At 75.6% G+C, this 2434-nt stretch carries 5 protein-coding genes; 2 read left to right on the top strand and 3 right to left on the bottom strand.

Annotated elements, in window-relative coordinates:
* Together PLP61_RS16535 and PLP61_RS16530 are read left to right on the top strand one after the other, a co-directional pair.
* Window positions 1–924 (top strand): Zn-binding domain-containing protein (locus tag PLP61_RS16535; protein ID WP_324503861.1); only part of this gene is annotated, 924 nt, incomplete at its 5' end.
* Between the two features lie 10 nt (window positions 925–934).
* Window positions 935–1222 carry a hypothetical protein gene (locus tag PLP61_RS16530; protein WP_324503860.1) on the top strand — a complete coding sequence of 96 codons (288 nt, stop codon included), beginning with the start codon at window positions 935–937 and terminating at the stop codon, window positions 1220–1222.
* 5 nt (window positions 1223–1227) lie between these two features.
* On the opposite strand, the gene PLP61_RS16525 is transcribed toward PLP61_RS16530, so the two are convergent.
* The 3 genes from PLP61_RS16525 to PLP61_RS16515 are packed head-to-tail and all read right to left on the bottom strand — an operon-like array spanning window position 1228 to window position 2119.
* On the bottom strand, window positions 1228–1569 hold the full coding sequence (locus PLP61_RS16525) for an Rv3654c family TadE-like protein (RefSeq protein ID WP_324503859.1): 342 nt from the start codon (window positions 1567–1569) through the stop codon (window positions 1228–1230).
* The gene (locus tag PLP61_RS16520; RefSeq protein WP_324503858.1) at window positions 1566–1901 is read right to left on the bottom strand and encodes a TadE family type IV pilus minor pilin; all 336 of its coding nucleotides are present in this window, start codon (window positions 1899–1901) and stop codon (window positions 1566–1568) included. The genes PLP61_RS16525 and PLP61_RS16520 overlap by 4 nt, the downstream gene beginning before the upstream one ends.
* A gap of 41 nt (window positions 1902–1942) precedes the next feature.
* Window positions 1943–2119 carry a DUF4244 domain-containing protein gene (locus tag PLP61_RS16515; protein ID WP_324503857.1) on the bottom strand — a complete coding sequence of 59 codons (177 nt, stop codon included), beginning with the start codon at window positions 2117–2119 and terminating at the stop codon, window positions 1943–1945.
* Window positions 2120–2434 lie beyond the last annotated feature (315 nt).

Genomic DNA, 2434 nt, shown 5'->3' with positions numbered 1-2434 from the left:
GCGGTGGCGGCGCTGACGGCGGCCGGGCTGCTGCGGCGCCGGGCACGCGGCTGGTACTGGACGGACGCGCGGCGAGCCAGCGACCTCGCCGACCTGCGCTCCAGCGGCGGCGCTCCGGTGCAGCTGGTCGAGGAGGCCACCGGGCGGGTGGTCGGGAACGTCGACGCCGCACGCTCCCACGCCACTGCCCACCCCGGGGCGGTCTACCTGCACCAGGGCGAGACCTGGTTGGTCACCGAGCTCGACCTCACCGACCGGGTCGCACTCATGCACCCGGCCTCGGTGGACTACACGACCACGGCGCGGGAGACCACCGAGATCACCGTCCTTGCCGAGCAGCGGCACGAGAGCTGGGGCGGGTGCCGGCTGTCGTTCGGGACGGTGCAGGTCACCCACCAGACCGTCGCCTTCCTCCGGCGCCGCCACCCGAGCGGGGAGGTGCTGGGCGAGGAACCGCTCGACCTTCCGGCCCGCTCACTGGCGACGACGGCGGTGTGGTGGACCGTGCCCGACGACGCGTGGCAGGAGGCCGGCCTGGCCGCCCGGGACGTCCCGGGCGCGGCGCACGCGGCCGAGCACTGCGCCATCGGGCTGCTGCCGCTCTTCGCGACCTGCGACCGCTGGGACATCGGCGGGGTCTCCACCGCACGGCATCCCGACACCGGCCGGCTCACGGTCTTCGTCTTCGACGGCCATCCCGGAGGAGCAGGCTTCGCGGAGCGGGGGTTCGTCGCCGCCCGCGAGTGGCTGAGCGCGACCCGCGCCACCATCGCGGCCTGCGAGTGCGCGGAGGGCTGCCCCTCGTGCGTACAGTCACCCAAGTGCGGCAACCAGAACCATCCGCTGGACAAGGCAGCGGCCGCCCGGCTGCTGGACGTCCTCCTCGGCCCTGCGGGAGCGGCGGCCGGCCGCCCGGACGGGTAGCGTGGCGCCCATGGTCATCCTGGGAGTCCTCCTGATCGGCCTCGGTGCCCTCGCGATCGTGGCCGCAGTGTTCACCGGCGACGGCACCGCCCAGCTGCTAGGCCTGGACCTGACGACGCTGGAGATCTTCCTCGTCGGGCTCGGGGCAGGGGCGGCGATCCTGTGGGGTCTGATGATCCTCAAGTACGGCACCAAGCGGGAGCTTCGGCAGCGCCGGGAGCGCCGGCGGCTCACCGAGCTGTCCCAGCAGCTGGACCAGGTCGACGCCGAGCGGCGCGCCGAGGACGAGGCCGGCTGACCTCCTCACCCCGGTCCGGCCCGGGCCTGCCCGGCCAGGACCGTGGCCCGACCCAGCCACCGCGGACCGTCGACCGCCACCTCGACCGCGACGGCACGCCCCTCCACCGCGCAGGCCGTGAGCCTGGCGCCGTTCGCCTCCGCGATCCGGGTCGCGTCCGGGCAGGGATCCTGCCCCAGACCCAGGGACCGGGCCGCGGCGAGCGCGGCGAGGTCCGCGGCCGACTGCGCCCTGCGGTGCGCGGCCACCATCCCCTCCACCGCGGCCAACGCGGCGGTGAGGAGGACCAGGACCGCGAGGAAGGTGACCACCAGCACCGTCGCCGCCCCGTGCTCGTCGCGACTCACGGCGGGTACTCCTCGGCCGCCACTGCGGTGGCCTCCAGCCGTACCCCGGGTAGGAGCCCGAGCAGACCGCCGGGTCCGCTGACCTGAGCGGTCGCGGTCACCACCACCTCCCCCTGCCCCGAGCGCACGGCGAGGTCCGCCCCCGCCGGCGCCACCTGGCTCCCTCGGGAGATGGCCGCAGCCACCGGGTCGCCGCGCGCCACCGCCCTGGCGGTCTCCCGCGCCGCATCGACCATCCGCACCTGGGCCACCCCGAGGGAGAGCAGCCAGGCCAGGACCCAGGTCAGCGCCACCAGCAGCGGCAGCCCCATCGCCAGCTCGGCGGTGACCACCCCTCGCTCGCCCCTCCGGGCGCTCCACCGACGAGGACCGGTCACCCGATGCCCAGGAGCGAGAGCACGTGGTCGAACAGGGTGCGGAGCAGCTGGTCGCCGAAGCCGCCGGTGAGCATCTTGTAGAGCAGCCCGGCAAGTCCCGCCCCGGCGGCGGTGCCGACGGCGTACTCCGCCGTGGTGATCCCCTGCTGGCCTGCGGTGCGGTGAGCCCTCACGTGTCGCCTCCTCCTCCGGCGCCGCCGGGTGCGTGCGCCACCGGACCGACTCTGCGCGATCCCGGCCGGTCTCGCTGGCGACCGGCCCTGGGCTGTGGACGGCGCGGCGTGCAGCCGCCCCAGTGGACAGAACCCGGTCCCCCCTCAGACCAGGACCGTCGCCATCAGCCCGGCCACCACAGGCACCACGCCCAGCAGGACGAAGCTCGGCAGCAGGCAGAGGCCCAGCGGCACCGCCGCCCGCACCCCTACCGCGCGGGCCCGGTCCTCCGCCTCGGCGCGCCGCCGGCGTGCCAGGTCGTCGGCGAGCCGCTC

Origin of the sequence: Nocardioides sp. (assembly GCF_035429765.1) — a bacterium.
Taxonomy (GTDB): Bacteria; Actinomycetota; Actinomycetes; order Propionibacteriales; family Nocardioidaceae; genus Nocardioides.
Note: the sequence above shows the minus strand (reverse complement) of the source record. Positions and strands in the feature narration are given on the sequence as shown.